The organism is Cellulomonas sp. FA1, from assembly GCF_000986825.1.
Taxonomy (GTDB): domain Bacteria; phylum Actinomycetota; class Actinomycetes; order Actinomycetales; family Cellulomonadaceae; genus Cellulomonas; species Cellulomonas iranensis.
Genome location: NZ_LBMY01000001.1, coordinates 3,151,684 through 3,167,955, shown reverse-complemented (window position 1 = coordinate 3,167,955; position 16,272 = coordinate 3,151,684). Strand labels below are relative to the sequence as shown.

Here is a 16,272-nt window from a genome sequence, read left to right as displayed (position 1 = left end):
GGCGCCGCCCGCGTCACCCGACCGGAGGTCCCGTTGCCCCGCACCACCCCGTCCCCGCAGGTCGCAGCCCTCGCCGACGGCCGGCACGTCCCCGGCGCCCGGTGAAGGGCGCCCACCACGCGCTGTGCGGGGCGGCCGCGTGGGTCGCCGTCGCGTCGACCGCACCCCTGACGCTCGGCTGGTACCCCGTCGGCCCGCTCGGGGTCGTCGCCGGCGCGCTGGTGTGCGCCGGCGCCGCGCTCGCCCCGACGCCGACCACCACGACGCGACCATCGCCCACTCGCTGCCGCCCGTGTCGCAGTGGGTGTGCGACGCCGTCGGCGCGGTCTCGGGCGGGCACCGCAACGGCACGCACTCGGCGCTGGGCGTCGCGGCGCTCGTCGGCGTCGCGTGGGCGGCCGGGAAGGTCACGGCGACGACATCCGCGCTGGGCGACCTCGCCGTGGGCGCGGGCGTGATGTCGCTGCTGCTCGTCGCGTTCGCGACGCGCGCGCTCGGGCTGGGGCGCGGGCGCCTGCAGGCGTGGGCCCTGGCCGTCGCCCTCGCGGGGTTCGTCACGGTCGTCGCGCCGACGGGGTGGGACTGGCTGCCCGTCGCCGTCGGGACCGGCGCCGCCGTGCACGTGCTGGGCGACATGCTCACCGGTGGTGGCGTGCCGCTGCTCTGGCCGTGGGAGCCACGCCCACCGCGGTGGTGGACGCGCACGCCCGGGCTGCGCGACGTGTGGACCCGCGGCGGCAACTTCGCGGTCCCCCTGCTGGGCACCACCGGGTCGCGGCGCGAGCGCCTCGTCGCGGTGCCGCTCACCGCGTACGCGACCTACGGCGTGGTCGTCGCGCTCGCGGCCGGCACGCTCACGTCGCTCGGGTACGACGCCGACGCCGTGCTCGCACGCGTCGTCGAGGCCGCGACCACCGCCCTCGGCACGACGGCCGCCGTCGGCGCCGTCGTGCTGCAGCAACCGGTCACGGGCTGACCCGCGCGGGTTCAGACGAACAGGCAGAACGGGTGGCCGTCCGGCGCGAGCAGCACCCGCACGTCGACCTGCGGCTGGTGGTCGGCCAGGCGGGCGCCGCACGCGAGCGCCCACGCGACCGCCGCGTCGAGGTCGCCGTCGGGGACGTGCAGGTCCAGGTGCTGCGTCGCGACCTGCTCACCGTCCCGCGCGGGCCACACCGGCACGCGGTACCGCACCTCGTGCTCGAGGTTGATCGTGAGCCCCGACGCACCCGGCGGCGGTGCCACCTGGGCCCACCCGGCACCCGGCGGGTCGTGCGGGCCCGGCGGCTCGTCGGCCGTCACACGGTGACCCAGCAGCCGCGACCAGAACGCGGCGGCCGCGCGCACGTCCGGGACGCCGATCGTCACGGACGTGGCGCGGAGCACGGGCTGGGTCCGGGCGTCGTCGGCCATTTGGCGAGCGTCGCACGCACGCGCAGCGAGCGCAGCGCGGGACCCGCCTCGTCAGCCCCTGATCGGCAGCCAGTCCAGCACGTCCTGCACGTGCCGGTCCCAGAACCCCCACTCGTGCACGCCGGGATGCACGTGCGCGTCCACCGGGACGCCGCGCTCGCGGGCGCGCGCCACGAACGCCTCCTGCCCGGGGCGCAGCGGGTCGTCGGCGCCGCACACCGCGTACAGCGCGGGGAGCGTCGCGGGGTCGGCGCGGTCGAGGAGCGTCAGCAGGTCGTCGTCGGTGCCCTCGGGGTCGTTCTCGCCCCACACCTGCGGGATGAGCGTCCGGAGCATCTCGCGCTGCGCGGCGTCGGTCACCGACAGCGCACCCGACAGGCTCGCGGCCGCGGCGAACCGGTGCGGCTCGCGCAGCGCCCACTTCAGCGCGCCGTACCCGCCCATCGACAACCCGGCCACGAACGTGTCCTCGCGCCGGTCCGACACCCGGAAGAAGTGCTGCACGGCCGCGGGCAGCTCACGCGACAGGAACGTCCAGAACGCCTGCCCGTGCACCTCGTCGGCGTAGAACGAGCGGCCCGCGCGCGGCATGACCACGGCGATGCCACGCTCGGCGACGTACCGCTCGATCGACGTGCGCCGGGTCCAGATCGTCTCGTCGTCCGACAGCCCGTGCAGCAGGTACAGCACGGGCGGCGGGCCGCTGCGGTCCGAGCCGGCCATGCCGATCTGGCCGTGCGCCGACTCGGGGAGCAGCACGGTCATCGCCGTGCTCTCCTGCAGGGCCTCGGAGAAGAAGTGACACGTGAGCAGCGCCATCGCGGGCCTCCGGTCGGGTGGTGGGTCGTCACGGCCAACATAGCCGTGGCGGGCGTCCGCGCACGGGCCGTCCGGACCACGACACCGGCGCCGCGGCCGGCCGGGGCGCGGACACGCCGGGCAGGCACCGCGTCAGGCCACGGGACGCCGCCCCACGAGCGCGTCCAGCACCACGCGCGCCGCCTGCGCGACCGGCGCGTCCGCACGCTCCGCGGCGGGGTCGGCGCGGTCGCTCAGCACGGCGAGGACGACCGGCGCCCCGGCGGGCGTCCCCCGCGAGCCCGTCCACACCACGGCCACGTCGTTGCGGGTCGCGTACGCGCCCGCCCCGGACTTGTCGGCGACCTCCCACCCGGGCCGGGCGGCCGCCCGCACGAGCGCGTCGCCGGTCGTGCTGCGCAGCATCGCGTCCGTGAGCAGGTCGCGCTCCGGGCCGCCGAGCACGTCGCCCACCACGAGCGCGCGGTACGTGCCCGCGAGCGCGCGCGGCGTGCTGGTGTCCCGGTCGTCGCCCGGGGCGTACGCGTTGAGCTCGGGCTCGGTGCGGTCGCTGCGCGTCACGTCGTCACCCAGGCCCCGCAACCACGCGGTGAGCGCGGCGGGGCCGCCCGCCCCCGCCAGCAGCAGGTTGCCCGCGGTGTTGTCGCTGAACCGCAGGGCCGCGCCGACCAGCTCGCGCCACGTCATGCCGACGCCCACGCGCTGCTCCGCGACGGGCGAGTAGGTCACGAGGTCGTCCGCCTCGACGGGGACGCGCTCGTCCACGCCGGCGACTCCACGGGCCGCCAGCACGGCCGCCGCCGCGAGCGGCTTCACGGTCGAGCAGAACGCGAACCGCTCGTCGGCGCGGTGGCTCGCGGTCGCGCCCGTCACCGTGTCGAGCGCGTGGACGCCGAGGCGCACGCCGTGGCGGGCCTCGACGTCCGCGAGCGCAGCCGCGACGTCGACCTCCGGCGGGGTGACGGACGGGGCGGTGGACGGCCCGGTCGTCGTCGGAGGCGCGGGCGCCGACCCGGTCTCCCCCGCCGTCGGGCGCTCACCCCGCGGCGCGCACGCCGCGAGCAGGACGGCACCGCCGGCGGCGAGCAGCGCGCGCCGCGTGACCCCGGCGCTCACGCGCGACCCGCCACGCGCCGCAGCAGCCGCAGCAGGGTCTGCTGCTCGTCGTCGTCGAGCGCGTCGAGGCGCGCGCGCACCCCCGCCTCGCGGCTGCTCGCGACGGCGTCGAGGCGTTCCCGCCCGGCGGCGGTCAGCTCGACGAGGGTCGCGCGCCGGTCGTCGGGGTCGGGCACGCGGCGCACCCAGCCGTCGGCCGCGGCCTGGTCGACCTTCGACGTCACCGAGCGGGGTGCGACGTCGAGGGCCTCGGCGAGCTCGCCGAGGCGACGCGGGCGGCCCATGCGGTCGAGCGTGCGCAGCAGGCGCAGCTGCCCGGGCGTGATCGCGTCGCCCAGACGCTCGGACGCGTCCCGGCGCGCGTTGCGCAGCACGTCGTGCAGCAGGTCGAGCAGCTCCTCCGAGGGCGCGACCGGGTGCGCGGGGTCGCGGCCGGGATCGCACGCGCCGCGACCGTGGGGCGGGCGCCCGGGGGCGTCGGGGTGCTCGTGGGGTCGCACGCGCCGAGGCTACCGGGGCGGCCCGGACCGCCCCCGCCCGGCCGTGCGACGCGGGCCGTGGACGTCCACGGGCGTCGGCGCCGGTCAGGGTCGCGGAATACCGCGCCGGGCCGCGCGCTTATTGGTGAGGTAACCTCAGCATCTTGCGGGCTCGCCCCCGCTCCCCTCCACCCCCAGGAGGTCCCGTGACCCACCCCGGACCCGTCCCCGGCCCACCCGGGCTGCGCGGCTTCAGCCGCGACCGCGGCGTCGCCCGGCAGCGCCTCGCGCCCGGCACGCTGCGCCGCATCCTCGCCTTCGGGCGCCCCTACCGCGCCCGGCTCGCGGTCTTCCTCGTCCTCATCGCGCTCGGCGCCGCCGCCGGTGCGCTCACCCCCTGGCTGTTCCAGCGCCTCATCGACGACGGCATCACCGCGGGCGACACCGGCGTCGTCGTCGGGATCGCCGTCGCCGTCGCGCTGCTGGCCGTGGTGTCCGCCGCGCTCGGCGTCGGCGAGCGGTGGGTGTCCGCGCGCATCGGCGAAGGCCTCATCCACGACCTGCGCACGGCCGTGTTCGACCACGTGCAGCGCATGCCGCTCGCGTTCTTCAGCCGCGCCCGCACCGGCGCGCTCGTGCAGCGCCTCAACGGCGACGTGCTCGGCGCCCAGCAGGCGTTCACGTCCACGCTGTCCAACGTCGTCAGCAACTCGCTCACCGTCGTCTTCGTGCTCGCCGCGATGCTGTCGATGTCGTGGCAGCTCACGCTGCTCTCGCTCGTCCTGCTGCCCGTGTTCGTGCTGCCCGCCCGCTGGTTCGGGCGCCGCATCGCCGCGATCACGCGCGAGTCCTACGAGCTCAACGCCGACGCGTCGCAGACCATGACCGAACGCTTCAACGTCGCCGGCGCGCACCTCGTCAAGGTCTTCGGCGACCCCGCGCGCGAGTCCGCCGCGTACGCCGAGCAGACCGCGCGCGTGCGCGACATCGGCGTCAAGCGGGCCCTGTACTCGACGTGGTTCCGCGTCGGGCTCACCACCGTCGCGGCCGTCGCGACCGCCGTCGTCTACGGGCTCGGCGGCGTCCTCGCGATCCGCGGGCAGCTCACCGTCGGCGTCGTCGTCGCGCTCGCCGCCTACCTCGGGCGGCTCTACGGGCCGCTCACCGCGATGTCGAACGTCCAGGTCGACGTCATGACCGCGCTCGTGTCGTTCGAGCGCGTCCTCGAGGTCCTCGACCTCGAGCCGACCGTCGCCGAGAAGCCCGACGCGTCGGACCTGCGTGCGGCCGTCGCGGCCCGCGGCGCCGACCTCGAGCTCGACCACGTCGGCTTCCGCTACCCGTCGGCCGACGAGGTCTCGCTGGCCTCCCTCGAGTCCGTCGCCGCCCTGCGCCCGGACCTGACGGGCGACACGCTGCACGACGTCGCGTTCCACGTGCCCGCCGGGTCCATGGTCGCGCTCGTCGGGCCGTCCGGCGCCGGCAAGACGACCGTCTCGCAGCTCGTCACACGCATGTACGACCCCACGCGCGGCGCCGTGCGCATCGCCGGGCAGGACCTGCGCGACGTCACCGCCGCGTCGCTGCGCGACACCGTGGGCGTCGTCAGCCAGGAGGCGCACCTCTTCCACGACACCATCGCGGGCAACCTGCGCTTCGCGCGCCCCGACGCGACCGACGACGACCTCGAGAACGCGCTGCGCGGCGCCCACGTGTGGGAGCTCGTCGCGTCCCTGCCCGACGGCCTCGAGACGGTCGTCGGCGACCGCGGCTACCGGCTGTCCGGCGGCGAGCGGCAGCGGCTCGCGATCGCGCGGCTCCTGCTCAAGGCCCCCGACGTCGTCGTGCTCGACGAGGCCACCGCGCACCTCGACTCGGAGTCCGAGGCCGCCGTGCAGGCCGCGCTCGACCAGGCGCTCGTCGGGCGGACGTCGCTCGTCATAGCGCACCGCCTGTCGACCGTCCGGCAGGCCGACCTCATCGTCGTCGTCGACGCGGGCAGGGTCGTCGAGCACGGCACGCACACCGAGCTGCTCGCCCGCGACGGGCTCTACGACGACCTGTACCGCACGCAGTTCGCGCCGGCGGCGACCGCGGCCGTCTGACGCCCGACGCACGCGGACGTGCCGGCGGCGCGCGCACTCGCTCCCGGCGCTGCTCGCGGCCCCTCGTGGCCGCTGCCCGCCCGGTCGCCGACCCCGTCATCCGTCGCGGCCCGAGCACCCACCGAGCGACCGATCACGGGGTCGCCGGTGGCGTCAGTGGGCGTCAGTGGACGAGCTTGAGCCCGATGACGCAGCCGACGATCCCGAGGATCAGCAGCACCTTGACCAGGCTCGCCGGCTCGGCGCCCGTGAGCATCGCCCACGTGACGGTGAGGGTCGCGCCGATGCCGACCCAGACGGCGTAGGACGTGCCGGTCGGCAGCGTGCGCATCGCGAACGCGAGACCGGCCATCGACGCGGCCAGCGCGACGAAGAACAGCACCGACGGGCCGAGGCGCGTGAACCCCTCCGCGCGGCCGAGCGCCGAGGCCCAGACGGCCTCCAGGACGCCGGACACGACGAGGACGAGCCAGGCGAAGGACGTGGCGGACATGGGTGCTCCCGTGGCTGCCGTCTTGTCGCTCTCCGGGTACGGCGCCGCTCGTCCGGGGGTCCGCCACCCGTGGCGGACCCGTCGCCATGCTCGCACGCACCGGCACGGGTGTGCCGCCGTGGTGGGCCACCTCACCACCGAGCCCTCCCGCCGAGCGCGGCAGAACGCCGCCGAGCGCGGCACTCGTACGTACCGCACTCGACGGCGGAGTACCGCACTCGGCGATCGAGCACGGCGCACCGGGTGCGGCTGGTCGTCGAGCGGCGCACCTTGTCCGTCGGGTGCTGCACGGAGCAGCGCGGTGCCGAGCGCGGCAGAACGCCGCCGAGTGCGGTACTCGTACGTACCGCACTCGACGGCGGAGTACCGCACTCGGCGATCGAGCACGGCGCCCGGGCCCGGGGCGGCGGACCACCGGGCCCGGGCGGGTCAGCAGGAGCCGGCGGCCTCCCCGCCGTCGGTCCCGCCGGTCTCGTACCCGCGGATCGCGTCGACCTTCGCGGCCGACGCCGACGACGGGTCGAACTCGAGGTCGAGCCACTGCCGCACCAGCATCTTGGCGAGCTCGACGCCGATGACGCGCTGGCCCAGGCACAGCACCTGCGCGTCGTTCGACAGCACCGACCGCTCGACCGAGAACGCGTCGTGCGCCGTCACGGCCCGCACGCCCGCGACCTTGTTGGCCGCGATCGCCATGCCCAGGCCCGTGCCGCACACCAGCAGCGCGCGGTCCGCGGCACCCTCGGCGACGCGCCGCGCGGCGGCCACGGCCACGTGCGGGTAGGCCGTGCCGTCGTCGTCCGCGTGCACGCCGACGTCCTCGACGACCTCGACGCGCGGGTCCGCGCGCAGCAGGTCCGCCAGGACGTCCTTGTACGCCAGCCCCGCCTCGTCGGCGCCGACCACGATCCTCGCCACGCTCATCGCTGCTCCCCCTCGTGGGTGTCGGTCCCGCCGGTCGCACCGGCTTCGTCGTCGTGCGCCGGGGCCGCCGGCAGCACGTCGGCCGCGACCCCCTCGTGCGGGTCCCGGCCCGCTGCCGCGGCGAGCACCGCGACGAGCGAGACCGCGCCCGGGTCGGGCGTGCCGAGGCTGCGCTCGGCCAGCGGACGCGCGCGCCCGACCTGCGGGCGCAGGTCGGCTGTCGCCGCCGCCGCGGTCCGTCCGGCGGCGAGCGCATCCGTCCACGCGGCGTCGAGCGCGTCTCCCGCCGCCGCGGCGGCCTCGAACGCGGCCGCGAGCGGCTCGCCCGAGTCGAGCATCGTCTTGTCCCCCGGGCGTGCCTTGCCGAGCGTCGCGACCGCGTCGACCCCGGCCCGCACGGCCGTGGCGACCCGTGCCGTCGTGTCGCCGACGGGACGCGCCGCGAGCGCATCGGCTGCGGCCGCGAGGCCCGCGCCCCACAGCACGCCCGACGTGCCGCCCGCGCGGTCGGCCCACGCGTGCCCGGCGTCCTGCAGGCACGCGACGGCGCCGTGCCCGGCCTGCGCCGCGGCGTCCGCGGCGTCGGCGGCGGCACGCGAGCCGCGCAGCATGCCGCGCCCGTGGTCGCCGTCCCCGGCGACCGCGTCGAGCCGGCCGAGCCGGGTCTCCAGGTCGCCCAGCACAGCGGCGACGCGGTGCAGCGCGGCGACGACGACGGCGGCCTCGGCGGCGTCCGCGTCGTCGACGACCCGCGGACCGGCGTCGTCGACGGAGGGCGCCGTCGGCCACGCGTCGTCGACCGCGGCGTCGCGCCCGGCGTCACCGGCGCCGGCGGCGTCGGACGCGGCCGGCAGCGCGCCCTTGCGGTACGCGGGCGTCTGCGCGGGCGCGGTCCACCAGCGCTCGAGGTCCTCGTCGAGCCACACGAGCGTGAGCGAGCAACCGGCCATGTCGAGGCTGGTCACGAGCTCGCCGACGTCCGGCTGCACGACCTCCAGCCCGGCGGCGTCGAGCCGCGCACGCACGGCGCGCCACAGCACGAACAGCTCCTCGTACTTGGTGCGCCCCAGGCCGTTGAGCAGCACCGCGACCCGCGGCCCGGCGCCCTCGGGACGCTCCTGAAGCAGGCGGTCCACGAGCAGGCCGGCCAGCTCGGACGCGGTGCACGCGGGCACCTCGCCGATCCCCGGCTCGCCGTGGATGCCGACGCCGAGCCCGAACACGCCGTCGGGCACGGTGAACAGCGGCGCGTCCGCGCCGGGCAGCGTGCACCCGTCGAACGCGACGCCGAGCGTGCGGGTCCGGGCGTTGGCATGCTCGGCCGCGGCGACGACCTCGTCGAGGCTCGCACCCTCCGCGGCGGCCGCGCCGGCCGCCTTGAAGACCACGAGGTCGCCCGCGATGCCGCGCCGCTTGTCGACCTCGTCGGCCGGTGCGCTCGCGACGTCGTCGGTGACGACGAGGAAGTGCGCGTCGACGCCGCGGCGCCGCAGCTCGTCGCGCGCGAGCGTGAAGTTCATGACGTCGCCCGCGTAGTTGCCGGTGATCATGAGCACGCCCGCGTCGCCCGCGGCCGCGGCCCCGACCGACACCGCGTCGGCCGTCGACGGCGACGTGAACACGTTGCCGACCACGGCGCCGTGCGCGAGGCCGGGCCCGACGACCCCGCAGAACGCCGGGTAGTGCCCCGACCCGCCGCCGACCACGACCGCGACCTGCGAGCGCGGCGCGGGCACGGCGCGCACGACGCCGCCGGGCACGAGCCGCACCTGGTCGCGGTACAGGTCGACGAACCCCTCGAGCGCGTCCTCGACGAACCGGGCCGGGTCGTCGGCGAGCGGGCTCACCACGTGTCCTCCCGGCGGGCGAGGAGCGTCGCGACGACCGAGTCGTCGGCGGCCTCGAGGCCCGCGGCGGCAACCGTGCGGTACAGCTGCTCGGCGGCCGCGGCGACGGGCGTCGCGACCTTGAGGCTGCGCGTCAGGTCGCCGACGATGCCCATGTCCTTGCCGATGACGTCGAGCCGCGAGCGCAGCGGCGGCTCCTCGCCGCGCAGCTGGGCCGCGATGCGGGGCCCGCGGTCGGCGAGCATGAACGACGCGGCGGCGCCCTGCGACAGCACCTCGATGCACGCGTCGAGGTCGAGGCCCAGGCGGTGCGCGAGCGCGAGCGCCTCGGACGCGGCGGCGGTGTGGATGCCGCACAGCAGCTGGTTGACGGTCTTGAGCTGCTGCCCGGCGCCGAGGCCGCCGACGACCGTGAGCGACGACGCGAGCGCGTCGAGCACGCCCTGCGCGGCGGCCAGCGCGGCGTCGTCGGCGCCGACCATGATGAGCAGGTCGCCCTGCCCGGCGCGCACGGGCCCGCCCGAGACGGGCGCGTCGACGGTGTGGATGCCGCGGGCCGCGAGCGCGTCGGCGACGGACCGCACGGCGGCCTCGCCGACGGTCGAGGTCACGACGACCACGGCACCGGCGGCGAGCGAGTCGGCGACCCCGCCGGCGCCGAGCACGAGCGCGTCGAGCTGTGCGCCGTCCCGCACGCCGACGACGACGACGTCGGTGCCGGCGCACGCCTCGGCGACGCTCGCGGCGGCGGTGGCGCCGGCCTCGACGGCGAGCGTCACGCGCTCCGGGGCCACGTCGTACCCGACGGTGGTGAAGGTCCGCGCGAGCGTCGTGGCCATGGGCAGCCCCATGGCGCCGAGCCCGAGGACGGCGACGCGCGCGCTCATCGGCCCGCCCCCGCCGTGCGCAGGACCTGCTCGCGGGCCTCGCCCGTGGCGACCGCGAGCATGCGCCGCAGGTAGCGCATGTTGCGCGCCGCGACGGACAGGCCGTCGCCGCCGTAGTGCTCGACGCACAGCGGACCGGTGAACCCGGCGTCGATCGCGGTGCGCAGCGCGGTGCGGTAGCTCACCGAGCCCATCTCCATGGGCGCGGGCAGCGCGACGACCGTGCCGGTGTGGCGGTCCTCGTCGCGGAAGTAGCTCTTGACGTGCCAGTAGTTCGACACAGGCAGGCACGCGGCGACGGCGGCCTGGAAGTCCTCGATGGGCCGGTGCAGGCGGATGAGGTTGCCGAGGTCGGGGTTGAGGCCGACGGCCTCGTGGTCGATGTCGTGCACGAGCCGCACGGCGGACTCGGCGGTGCCGAGCAGCGTGTCCTCGTACATCTCGAGCGACAGCTCAAGCCCGACCTCGCGTGCGTGCGTCCCGAGCTCGCGCAGGCGCTGCACGGCGCGCGCCCACGTGTCGGCGTCGGTGTCGTCGTGCGGGCCCTCCTCGGTCCAGAACCAGAACGCCTGGCGCTGCTGCGGCAGCAGCGGGCGGTGCAGGCCGACGCTCACGACCTTGACACCGAGGGCCGCGGCGGCGTCGATCGTGCGGTGCGAGTAGGCGAGGTTGTCGTCGCCCGTGACGGGGTCGATGACGGACCGGCGGATCGCGGACAGCGCGACGGGGTCGAGGCCGGTGGCGGCGAGCGCGCCGCGCAGCTCCTCGATCCGGGCGGGCGTCAGGTCGCCCGGCTGCACCCAGGAGTCGGTGAGGTCGACCTCGGTGAAGCCCTCGTAGGCGACCTCGGCGAGGTGGTCGACCCACGTGTCCGCGGGCGCGTCCTGCGACCCGGGGAAGTTGAGCATCGCGGCGGCGATCGGCCACCGCTCGCTCGTGGGGCGGGTGGTGCCGTCCGCGCCCCGAGGGCGTGCGGTCGAACTCATCGTCGAGCCTCCGGTTCTCGTCATCGAAAACTTTTCGTGCACAATGCTGCAATGGGGACGCTAGTTTTCGGCGTCGACGCTGTCAACGGCTGGTGGCGAACGGCCGACCACCTCCTGAAAGCCCTTCTGAACTACTTGATGTTTTCGACGCGATCCCGCTAGCGTCGGCCCGACGACCCAGGAGGCACCGATGCCACGACCCGCAGGACGGCCCACGCTCACGGCCGTCGCCGAGCGCGCCGGCGTGTCCATCGCGACGGCCTCCAAGGTCATCAACCGGCACACCGACGTCGCCGCCGCGACCCGCGAGCGCGTCGAGGCCGCCGCCGCCGAGCTCGGGTACCGCGCCCCCGGCGCCCGCCGCGGCGACGGCCGCCGCACGGTCGAGTTCCTCGTCGACAAGCTGGGCAGCCCGTACGCCATGGAGGTGCTGCGCGGCGTCACGCTCGCGGCCGAGGAGGCCGACGTCGACGTCACCGTCTCGCGCGTGCGCCGCGGCGGCGACGAGCCGCCGTCGAGCTGGACCCGCCGCCTCGTCGCGGCCCGCCGCACGGGGGCGATCGTCGTGACCGCGCAGGTCACCGACACCACGTACGACGCGATCGCGCGCGCCCGGCTGCCTGTCGTCGTCATCGACCCGCTGCACCTCACGACGCCCGAGCTCGTCTCCGTCGGGTCGACCAACTGGACCGGCGGCCGCACCGCGACCGAGCACCTGCTCGCGCTCGGCCACCGACGCATCGCCGTGATCGGCGGCCCCGAGGCGTCGATCGGCGCGGTCGCGCGCGTCGACGGGTTTCGCTCGGCGTGCCAGCGCGCGGGCGTCACGCCCGACCCCGCGCTCGTGCGGCACGTCGCGTTCGACCACGACGCCGCGCGCGACGCCGCCGACGCGATCCTGCGCCTGCCCGACCCGCCCACCGCGGTCCTCGCGTGCAGCGACGCGCAGGCGCTCGGGGTGCTCGAGGCCGCGCGCCGCCTCGGGCTCGTCGTGCCGCGCGACCTGTCGGTCGTGGGGTACGACGACACGTACGTCGCGGCGTGGACCAACCCGCCGCTGACCTGCGTGCACCAGCCGCTGCAGGACATCGGGCGCGTCGCGCTGCGCACGGTCCTCGGCATGGACGAGGGCCGCCTGCCCGACTCGCACCACATCGAGCTGGCCACGTCGCTCGTGGTCCGCGACTCGACCGCACCGCCGCCGCAGCCGTCGGCCGGACCGGAAGGAGCCCGGTGAGCACCACCGCCACCACGTCCCCCCGCACGGAGCGCCCCTGGCAGGACCCGCGCCTGCCGGTCGCCGACCGCGTCGAGCTGCTGCTGGCGTCGATGAGCCTCGAGGAGCGCCTCGCGCAGCTCGGCTCGTACTGGTTCGACCGGCGCGGCGCGGGTGAGGTCGTCGCACCGATGCAGGACACGTTCGGTGCGCGCCGGCCCGACTTCCCGACCGCCGCGCGGCACGGGCTGGGTCACCTCACGCGCGTGCTGGGCACCGAGCCCGTCCCCGCCGACGAGGGGCGGGACAAGCTCGCGCGGACGCAGCGCGAGCTCGCCGGGCACCACCGTCTGGGGCTGCCGGCGATCGCTCACGAGGAGTGCCTCACGGGCGTCACGTCGTACGGCGCGACCGTGTACCCGGCGCCGCTCGCGTGGGGCGCGTCGTTCGACCCGGACCTCGTGCACGAGGTCGGCACGGCCATCGGCCGGGACCTGCGACGCCTGGGCGTGCACCAGGGCCTCGGCCCGGTGCTCGACGTCGTGCGCGACCACCGCTGGGGTCGCGTCGAGGAGACCGTCGGCGAGGACCCGTACACCGTCGGCACCATCGCGACCGCGTACGTCCGCGGGCTCGAGGAGCAGGGCGTCGTCGCGACGCTCAAGCACTTCGTCGGGTACTCGTCGTCGCGCGCCGGACGCAACCACGCGCCCGTGTCGATCGGCCCGCGCGAGCTCGCCGACGTGCTGCTGCCGCCGTTCGAGATGGCGGTGCGCGAGGGCGGCGCGCGGTCGGTCATGAACTCGTACACCGACCTCGACGGCGAGCCCGTCGCGGCGTCGCGCTCGCTGCTCACCGACCTTCTGCGCGGCGCGTGGGGCTTCGAGGGCACGGTCGTCTCGGACTACTGGGCGGTCGCGTTCCTCGTCACCGCGCACGGGATCGCGGCCGACGCCGCCGACGCGGGCGCGCGCTCGCTGCGCGCGGGCCTCGACGTCGAGCTGCCCAACACGATGTGCTTCGGCGAGCTCGCACCGCTCGTGCGCGACGGCCGGCTCGACGAGCACCTCGTGGACCGCGCGGTGCGGCGCGTGCTGCGGCAGAAGGCCGAGCTGGGCCTGCTCGACGCACCCGCGCCCGACGGCACGCCGCCCGGCGGCGCCCCCGACGACGCGCCGATCGACCTCGACAGCCCCGCCAACCGCGACCTGGCCCGGCGCCTGGCCGAGGAGTCGGTCGTGCTGCTGGCCAACCCCGACGGCGTCCTGCCGCTGCGCACCACCGCCGACCGTGCGCCGCGGCGCGTCGCCGTCGTCGGCCCGTCGGCGGCCGACCCGGGCGTGCTGCTGGGCTGCTACTCGTACCCCATCCACGTGCTGCCGCGGCACCCCGAGCTGGGCCTGGGCGTCGAGGTGCCGTCGCTGCTCGACGCGCTGCGCACCGAGCTCGCGGGCGACGACGTCGTGCACGAGCCGGGCTGCGCCGTGGTCGGCGACGACCGGTCGGGGTTCGACAAGGCCGTGCGCGCCGCGGCCGACGCGGACGTGTGCGTGCTGACCGTCGGCGACCGCGCCGGCATGTTCGGGCGCGGCACGTCGGGCGAGGGCTGCGACGCGCCCGACCTGCGGCTGCCGGGCGTGCAGCACGAGCTCGTCGAGGCCGTGCTCGCCACGGGCACGCCGGTCGTGCTCGTCGTCGTCTCGGGACGCCCGTACGCGCTCGGTGCGTACGCCGACCGCACGGCGGCGGTCGTGCAGGCGTTCATGCCCGGCGAGGAGGGCGCGGGGGCGGTCGCGGGCGTGCTGTCGGGGCGCGTGACGCCCAGCGGCAAGCTGCCCGTGCAGGTGCCGCGCGACCCCGGCAGCGGCCCGCAGACGTACCTGGGCCCCGCGCTCACGCGGCGCCTGGACCGCATCAGCAACCTCGACCCGACGCCCGCCTACCCGTTCGGCCACGGGCTGTCGTACACGACGTTCACGTACTCCGACCTCGAGGTCACGCCGACCGCGCCCACCGACGGCACGTTCGACGTGTCCGTGACGCTGACGTGCACGGGCGAGCGCCCCGGCACCGAGGTCGTCCAGCTGTACCTGTCCGACCCGGTCGCCGACGTCGCGCGCCCGGTCAAGCAGCTCGCGGGGTACGTCCGTGTCCCGCTCGCACCGAGGGAGTCCCGCCGCGTGACCTTCACCGTCCCCGCCGACCTGACGTCCTACACGGGCGTCGACCTGCGACGCGTCGTCGATCCCGGCGCGATCGGCGTGCAGGTCGGCGGCTCGAGCGAGGGCGACGTGCTCACCGGGGGCGTCGAGCTCACGGGCCCGCGCCGCCACCCCGGCCGCGACCGTGCGCTGCGCCCCACGACGACCGTGGCGGCCCTGGCATGAGCGGCGCCGTCAGCAACCCCGTCCTTCCGGGCTTCCACCCGGACCCGACCGTGTGCCGCGTCGGCGACGACTACTGGCTCGTGACCTCGACGTTCGAGTACTTCCCGGGCCTGCCGGTGCACCACAGCACGGACCTCGCGCGCTGGGAGCACGTCGGCCACGCGATCGACCGGCGCTCGCAGCTCGACATGGACGGCGTCCGGCCGTCGGGCGGGCTGTACGCGCCGACGCTGCGGCACCACGACGGCACGTTCTGGATGACCTGCACGCTCGTCGACGGGCACCGGGGCGCGGGCAACTTCGTCATGAGCGCCGAGCACCCCGCCGGACCGTGGAGCGACGTCACGTGGCTCGAGGACGCCGAGGGCATCGACCCGTCGCTGTTCTTCGACGACGACGGGTCCGCCTGGTACCTCGGCGCGCGGCCCACGCACGACCCGCACCCCGAGGACCCGCAGACCACGGACATCTGGCTGCGCCGGTTCGACGTGCGCACGCGGCAGCTGGTCGGCCCCGAGCACGTGCTGTGGCACGGCGCGCTGCACGCCGCGGTCTGGGCAGAGGGCCCGCACCTGTACAAGGTCGACGGGCGCTACCTGCTCGTCATCGCCGAGGGCGGCACCGACGTGCACCACGCCGTGACGGTCGCGCGCGCCGACCACGTGACCGGCCCGTACGCGGGCAACCGCGCCAACCCGGTGCTCACGCACCGGCACCTGGGTCGCGACCACCCCGTGCAGTGCGTCGGGCACGCCGAGCTCGTCGAGGGCCCCGACGGCGCGTGGTGGGCGTTCGCGCTCGGCACCCGCCCGGTCGACGGGCACCACCTGCTGGGCCGCGAGACGTTCGTCGTGCCCGCACGCTGGGAGGACGGCTGGCCCGTGCTCGCACCGGGCGTCGGGCACGTGACCCCGCTGGTCGAGCACCCCGCCGTGCCCGACGGCGAGGTCGTGCGCCCCGCCGCGGACGAGCCGTTCACCGAGACGTTCGCCGACCCGACGACCGGTGGGCTGTCACCGCGCTGGAACCGGCTGCGCACGGGCGACGACCCGGCCGACACGACGTCCCGCCCGGGTGCGCTGCGCCTCGCGCTGCGCCCGGCGACGCTCGACGAGCCGACGACGCCCGCGTTCCTCGGCCTGCGCCAGCAGCACCACCGCGCGCGGTTCACGGCCACGTTCGAGGCGCCCGGCCTGGCGGCGCACGAGCGCGCGGGCCTCGCCGTCCGTCAGAAGGACACCCACCACGCGGTCCTCGCGCTGCGCGACGGCGGCGACGCGCGCGTCGTCGAGCTCGTGCTCACGCAGGGCGACGAGCGGACCACCGTCGGCACGCTGCCGCTGCCCGGCGACGGCCCCGTCGACCTGCGCGTGACCGCCGACCGGCTGACGTACACGGCCGAGGCCCGCGAGCCCGACGGCGCGTGGACCACGGTCGGCACGGTCGACGGTCGCGCGCTCAGCACGCAGACCGCGGGCGGGTTCACGGGCGTCCACCTGGGCGTCTACGCGACCAGCGACGGCCACGCGACGACGGCCGTCGCCGACGTCGTGCACGCGACGTACGAGCCGCTCGACTGACCGTCCGCGACGACGAGCCG

14 protein-coding genes and 1 riboswitch are annotated in these 16,272 nt (G+C 76.4%); of the genes, 5 read left to right on the top strand and 9 right to left on the bottom strand.

The features are described from left to right. The first annotated feature begins 223 nt into the window (after positions 1–223). Positions 224–976 carry a metal-dependent hydrolase gene (locus GY42_RS14245; protein ID WP_236686800.1) on the top strand — a complete coding sequence of 251 codons (753 nt, stop codon included), beginning with the start codon at positions 224–226 and terminating at the stop codon, positions 974–976. Positions 977–987: 11 nt separating this feature from the next. Here GY42_RS14245 and GY42_RS14240 read toward each other — a convergent pair whose 3' ends face one another. The 4 genes from GY42_RS14240 to GY42_RS14225 form a co-directional block, all read right to left on the bottom strand. Beyond that, complete coding sequence (locus tag GY42_RS14240) at positions 988–1,413, bottom strand: VOC family protein (RefSeq protein WP_046529832.1); 426 nt, start codon at positions 1,411–1,413, stop codon at positions 988–990. A gap of 51 nt (positions 1,414–1,464) precedes the next feature. Beyond that, the gene (locus GY42_RS14235) at positions 1,465–2,232 is read right to left on the bottom strand and encodes an alpha/beta hydrolase (RefSeq protein WP_046529831.1); all 768 of its coding nucleotides are present in this window, start codon (positions 2,230–2,232) and stop codon (positions 1,465–1,467) included. A gap of 132 nt (positions 2,233–2,364) precedes the next feature. After that, entirely contained in the window at positions 2,365–3,348 is a 984-nt protein-coding gene (bla, locus tag GY42_RS14230; protein WP_046529830.1) for a class A beta-lactamase, read from the bottom strand. Beyond that, on the bottom strand, positions 3,345–3,848 hold the full coding sequence (locus GY42_RS14225) for a MarR family winged helix-turn-helix transcriptional regulator (protein WP_082131573.1): 504 nt from the start codon (positions 3,846–3,848) through the stop codon (positions 3,345–3,347). The genes bla and GY42_RS14225 overlap by 4 nt, the downstream gene beginning before the upstream one ends. Positions 3,849–4,033: 185 nt before the next feature. On the opposite strand from GY42_RS14225, the gene GY42_RS14220 reads away from it, so the two are divergent. Next, complete coding sequence (locus GY42_RS14220) at positions 4,034–5,932, top strand: ABC transporter ATP-binding protein (protein ID WP_046529829.1); 1,899 nt, start codon at positions 4,034–4,036, stop codon at positions 5,930–5,932. Positions 5,933–6,095: 163 nt separating this feature from the next. Here the strand turns inward: GY42_RS14220 and GY42_RS14215 are convergent, their stop codons facing one another. From GY42_RS14215 to GY42_RS14195, 5 genes are all read right to left on the bottom strand, one after another. Further along, complete coding sequence (locus GY42_RS14215) at positions 6,096–6,425, bottom strand: DMT family transporter (RefSeq protein ID WP_046529828.1); 330 nt, start codon at positions 6,423–6,425, stop codon at positions 6,096–6,098. A 10-nt stretch (positions 6,426–6,435) separates the two neighbouring features. Further along, positions 6,436–6,508: riboswitch (guanidine-III (ykkC-III) riboswitch) on the bottom strand. Positions 6,509–6,854: 346 nt separating this feature from the next. Beyond that, on the bottom strand, positions 6,855–7,349 hold the full coding sequence (locus tag GY42_RS14210) for a ribose-5-phosphate isomerase (RefSeq protein WP_046529827.1): 495 nt from the start codon (positions 7,347–7,349) through the stop codon (positions 6,855–6,857). After that, entirely contained in the window at positions 7,346–9,196 is a 1,851-nt protein-coding gene (locus tag GY42_RS14205) for a dihydroxyacetone kinase family protein (protein ID WP_082131754.1), read from the bottom strand. The genes GY42_RS14210 and GY42_RS14205 overlap by 4 nt, the downstream gene beginning before the upstream one ends. Further along, positions 9,193–10,083, bottom strand: coding sequence for an NAD(P)-dependent oxidoreductase (locus GY42_RS14200; RefSeq protein ID WP_046529826.1), 891 nt, complete (start codon positions 10,081–10,083; stop codon positions 9,193–9,195). The genes GY42_RS14205 and GY42_RS14200 overlap by 4 nt, the downstream gene beginning before the upstream one ends. Further along, positions 10,080–11,069: a sugar phosphate isomerase/epimerase family protein gene (locus tag GY42_RS14195; RefSeq protein WP_046529825.1), complete on the bottom strand. Its 990-nt coding sequence runs from the start codon at positions 11,067–11,069 to the stop codon at positions 10,080–10,082. Before GY42_RS14195 ends, GY42_RS14200 begins: the two co-directional genes overlap by 4 nt. 190 nt (positions 11,070–11,259) lie before the next feature. Here GY42_RS14195 and GY42_RS14190 point away from each other — a divergent pair, with 190 nt between their 5' ends. Genes GY42_RS14190 through GY42_RS14180 form a run of 3 tightly spaced genes read left to right on the top strand, consistent with a single transcriptional unit; the run spans position 11,260 to position 16,252 of the window. Beyond that, positions 11,260–12,306, top strand: coding sequence for a LacI family DNA-binding transcriptional regulator (locus tag GY42_RS14190; protein ID WP_046529824.1), 1,047 nt, complete (start codon positions 11,260–11,262; stop codon positions 12,304–12,306). After that, positions 12,303–14,672: a beta-glucosidase family protein gene (locus tag GY42_RS14185; protein ID WP_236686799.1), complete on the top strand. Its 2,370-nt coding sequence runs from the start codon at positions 12,303–12,305 to the stop codon at positions 14,670–14,672. Before GY42_RS14190 ends, GY42_RS14185 begins: the two co-directional genes overlap by 4 nt. Further along, positions 14,669–16,252, top strand: a complete 1,584-nt coding sequence (locus GY42_RS14180) for a glycoside hydrolase family 43 protein (RefSeq protein WP_046529823.1) — start codon at positions 14,669–14,671, stop codon at positions 16,250–16,252. Before GY42_RS14185 ends, GY42_RS14180 begins: the two co-directional genes overlap by 4 nt. Positions 16,253–16,272 lie beyond the last annotated feature (20 nt).

Bases quoted from the DNA above. Each gene is read 5' to 3' on its own strand.
- GY42_RS14180 (WP_046529823.1), top strand. From the start codon at position 14,669: ATGAGCGGCGCCGTCAGCAACCCCGTCCTTCCGGGCTTCCACCCGGAC.
- GY42_RS14190 (WP_046529824.1), top strand. From the start codon at position 11,260: ATGCCACGACCCGCAGGACGGCCCACGCTCACGGCCGTCGCCGAGCGC.
- GY42_RS14215 (WP_046529828.1), bottom strand. From the start codon at position 6,425: ATGTCCGCCACGTCCTTCGCCTGGCTCGTCCTCGTCGTGTCCGGCGTC.
- GY42_RS14235 (WP_046529831.1), bottom strand. From the start codon at position 2,232: ATGGCGCTGCTCACGTGTCACTTCTTCTCCGAGGCCCTGCAGGAGAGC.
- GY42_RS14210 (WP_046529827.1), bottom strand. From the start codon at position 7,349: ATGAGCGTGGCGAGGATCGTGGTCGGCGCCGACGAGGCGGGGCTGGCG.
- GY42_RS14240 (WP_046529832.1), bottom strand. From the start codon at position 1,413: ATGGCCGACGACGCCCGGACCCAGCCCGTGCTCCGCGCCACGTCCGTG.
- GY42_RS14195 (WP_046529825.1), bottom strand. From the start codon at position 11,069: ATGAGTTCGACCGCACGCCCTCGGGGCGCGGACGGCACCACCCGCCCC.
- GY42_RS14200 (WP_046529826.1), bottom strand. From the start codon at position 10,083: ATGAGCGCGCGCGTCGCCGTCCTCGGGCTCGGCGCCATGGGGCTGCCC.